This window comes from Sphingobium sp. Leaf26 (genome assembly GCF_001421665.1).
Lineage (GTDB): Bacteria > Pseudomonadota > Alphaproteobacteria > Sphingomonadales > Sphingomonadaceae > Sphingobium.
Genome location: NZ_LMKV01000011.1, coordinates 47,501 through 50,530 on the forward strand (window position 1 = coordinate 47,501; position 3,030 = coordinate 50,530).

2 rRNA genes (1 of these 2 running past the window's edge) are annotated in these 3,030 nt (G+C 52.9%); both read left to right on the plus strand.

Annotated features, from left to right (window positions below):
- Positions 1-2,613 (plus strand): 23S ribosomal RNA (locus ASE85_RS08990); it begins 184 nt to the left of the window's first position.
- Positions 2,614-2,802: 189 nt separating this feature from the next.
- A 5S ribosomal RNA gene (gene rrf / locus ASE85_RS08995) occupies positions 2,803-2,917 on the plus strand.
- Positions 2,918-3,030 lie beyond the last annotated feature (113 nt).

Below are 3,030 nucleotides of genomic sequence, written 5' to 3' on the forward strand. Positions count from 1 at the left end.
AGGTATCACTAAGCTGAATAAAATAGGCTTTGGTGAGGCGAACCCGGAGAACTGAAACATCTCAGTACCCGGAGGAAAAGACATCAACCGAGATTCCGTTAGTAGTGGCGAGCGAACGCGGACCAGGCCAGTGCCTGGGATATAATTAGCAGAACGCTCTGGAAAGTGCGGCCATAGCGGGTGACAGCCCCGTATGCGAAAATGATATTCCAGGACTTGAGTAGGGCGGAGCACGTGAAACTCTGTCTGAACATGGGGGGACCACCCTCCAAGCCTAAATACTCGTACATGACCGATAGTGAACCAGTACCGTGAGGGAAAGGTGAAAAGCACCCCGATGAGGGGAGTGAAACAGTACCTGAAACCGGATGCCTACAAGCAGTGGGAGGGTCCTTGAGACCTGACCGCGTACCTCTTGCATAATGGGTCTGTGACTTAGTGTATCAAGCAAGCTTAAGCCGTTAGGTGTAGGCGCAGCGAAAGCGAGTCTGAATAGGGCGACCATAGTTTGATGCATTAGACCCGAAACCCGGCGATCTATGCATGACCAGGTTGAAGGTGCGGTAACACGCACTGGAGGACCGAACCGTTCAATGTTGAAAAATTGTCGGATGAGTTGTGCTTAGGGGTGAAAGGCCAATCAAGCCGGGAAATAGCTGGTTCTCCGCGAAATCTATTGAGGTAGAGCGTCGAATATTTGCCGTTGGGGGTAGAGCACTGGATGGTTGCGGGGGTCGCGAGATCTACCAATACTAACCAAACTCCGAATACCAACGAGTCTAGTTCGGCAGACAGACGGCGGGTGCTAAGGTCCGTCGTCAAAAGGGAAACAGCCCTAACCTACAGCTAAGGTCCCCAAGTCACGTCTAAGTGGGAAAGCATGTGGAACTTCCAAAACAACCAGGAGGTTGGCTTAGAAGCAGCCATCCTTTAAAGAAAGCGTAACAGCTCACTGGTCTAAACAAGAGGTTCTGCGGCGAAGATGTAACGGGGCTCAAGACGTGCACCGAAGCTTAGGGTTTGGATCTTTGATCCAAGCGGTAGCGGAGCGTTCCGTAGGCCGTTGAAGCCGTCTGGTAATGGACGGTGGAGGTATCGGAAGTGCGAATGCAGACATGAGTAGCGATTAACAGTGTGAGATGCACTGTCGCCGAAATTCCAAGGGTTCCTGCTTAAAGCTAATCTGAGCAGGGTAAGCCGGCCCCTAAGACGAGCCCGAAGGGGGTAGTCGATGGGAACCACGTTAATATTCGTGGGCCTGGTGGTGTGTGACGGATGCCGTAACTTGTCTGGGCTTATTGGATTGCTCCAGGCAGGGAAGGTGTCCCAGGAAATAGCCCCACCGTATAGACCGTACCCTAAACCGACACAGGTGGAATGGTAGAGTATACCAAGGCGTTTGAGAGAAGTATCCTGAAGGAACTCGGCAAATTGCCTCCGTACCTTCGGAAGAAGGAGGCCCCATCTATGCGCAAGCACTGATGGGGGGCACAGGCCAGGGGGTAGCGACTGTTTAGCAAAAACACAGGGCTCTGCTAAGTCGGCTTCAAGACGACGTATAGGGCCTGACGCCTGCCCGGTGCCTGAAGGTTAAGAGGAGGAGTGCAAGCTCTGAATTGAAGCCCAGGTAAACGGCGGCCGTAACTATAACGGTCCTAAGGTAGCGAAATTCCTTGTCGGGTAAGTTCCGACCTGCACGAATGGCGTAACGACTTCCCCACTGTCTCCAGGATATGCTCAGCGAAATTGAATTCTCCGTGAAGATGCGGAGTACCCGCGGTTAGACGGAAAGACCCCGTGCACCTTTACTGCAACTTCAGAGTGGCATTAGGAAAGAGCTGTGTAGCATAGGTGGGAGGCTTTGAAGCATCGTCGCCAGATGATGTGGAGCCATAGGTGAAATACCACCCTGCTGTTTTCTGATGTCTAACCTCGCACCGTTATCCGGTGCAGGGACCCTCTGTGGTGGGTAGTTTGACTGGGGCGGTCGCCTCCTAAAGAGTAACGGAGGCGCGCGATGGTGGGCTCAGGACGGTTGGAAACCGTCTGTTAGAGTGCAATGGCATAAGCCCGCCTGACTGCGAGACTGACAAGTCGAGCAGAGACGAAAGTCGGTCATAGTGATCCGGTGGTCCCTCGTGGAAGGGCCATCGCTCAACGGATAAAAGGTACGCCGGGGATAACAGGCTGATGATTCCCAAGAGCTCATATCGACGGAATCGTTTGGCACCTCGATGTCGGCTCATCACATCCTGGGGCTGGAGCAGGTCCCAAGGGTTTGGCTGTTCGCCAATTAAAGTGGTACGTGAGCTGGGTTCAGAACGTCGCGAGACAGTTTGGTCCCTATCTGCCGTGGGCGTCGAAATTTGAGAGGAGTTGACCCTAGTACGAGAGGACCGGGTTGAACATACCTCTGGTGTACCTGTCGTCACGCCAGTGGCGCAGCAGGGTAGCTATGTATGGACGGGATAACCGCTGAAAGCATCTAAGCGGGAAGCCTCCCTCAAGATAAGATTTCATCGAGCCGTCGTAGACCACGACGTTGATAGGCTGGATGTGGAAGTGCGGTAACGCATGGAGCTAACCAGTCCTAATTGCTCTGATCACGCTTAAACGGGTCAGCGATGAACCGTAGAGTCCCACCATCAACAACAGCACTGGAAAAGCAGTGAAACAGTTGAAATGGCGGTTGTCAGACAAAGCCAGATATAAATATACAAGTCTATTTTCCCACGCATTTTCCCAACGGAAATGCCCGTGCACGGTATCGATCATAACCCAATATATGCGCCAGCTTCATTGCTTGGTGACCATAGCGTCTGTGACCCACCCGATCCCATCCCGAACTCGGCCGTGAAACCAGTCTGCGCCGATGGTACTATTGCTCAAGCACTGGAAGAGTAGGGCGTCGCCAGGCATTGCAGCTCGCGCATATATCGAAAAAAAACCCTTCACAATCTCAAGAGACTTCTCCCACAACACAAGAAGTCCTCCCCCCAATCCCGGCTGCACCACATGGCCCCATATTAG